Origin of the sequence: Clostridium caldaquaticum, from assembly GCF_023806125.1 — a bacterium.
Lineage (GTDB): Bacteria > Bacillota > Clostridia > Clostridiales > Clostridiaceae > Clostridium_AT > Clostridium_AT caldaquaticum.
On the sequence record NZ_JAMSKT010000046.1, the window covers coordinates 1 to 755 of the forward strand.

Below are 755 nucleotides of genomic sequence, written 5' to 3' on the forward strand. Positions count from 1 at the left end.
TGTAGTAGACAGAGTTATCCAACAAGCTATCGCTCAAGTTTTAACACCTATATATGAAAAGAAGTTTTCCGATAATAGTTATGGATTTAGACCATTAAGAAGTGCAAAGCAAGCAGTTGAAAAGTGCAGAGAATACATTAATGCAGGCTATACCTGGGCTGTAGATATAGACCTTGCAAAATACTTTGACACAATAAATCATGATAAATTAATAAGACTTCTATCTAACGATATAAAAGATGGAAGAGTAATCTCTCTAATACGAAAGTATTTACAAAGTGGTGTAATGATAAATGGTGTGGTTATGGAAACAGAAGAAGGCGCACCACAGGGTGGACCGCTATCACCATTATTAAGTAATATAATGTTACATGAACTTGATGTAGAACTAACAAAGCGTAAGCTTTGCTTTTGCAGATATGCTGATGACTGTAATATATACGTCAAAAGCAAGAAAGCAGCAAATAGAGTAATGGAGAGTATTACGCAGTTTATCGAGGAAAAGTTAAAACTTAAAGTGAATAAGGATAAAAGCGCAGTAGATAGACCTTGGAAACTTAAATTTTTAGGGTTTTCTTTCTATAGAGGTAAAGGTGAATATAGAATAAGAGTTCATGAGAAACCTTTAAAGAAATTCAAAGCAAAACTTAAAGAACTAACTTCAAGAAGTAACGCAATGAAAATGGAATACAGGTTTCTAAAACTAAAACAGGCAATAGTAGGATGGGTAAACTATTTTGCTATCGCTGATATGA

The 755-nt window shown here is 33.2% G+C and carries 1 protein-coding gene; it reads left to right on the forward strand.

Translation table 11 applies throughout. From position 1 onward, the window contains the following. A partial coding sequence (ltrA, locus tag M2651_RS14230) for a group II intron reverse transcriptase/maturase (RefSeq protein WP_252132999.1) occupies positions 1 to 755 on the forward strand: 755 nt, incomplete at both ends.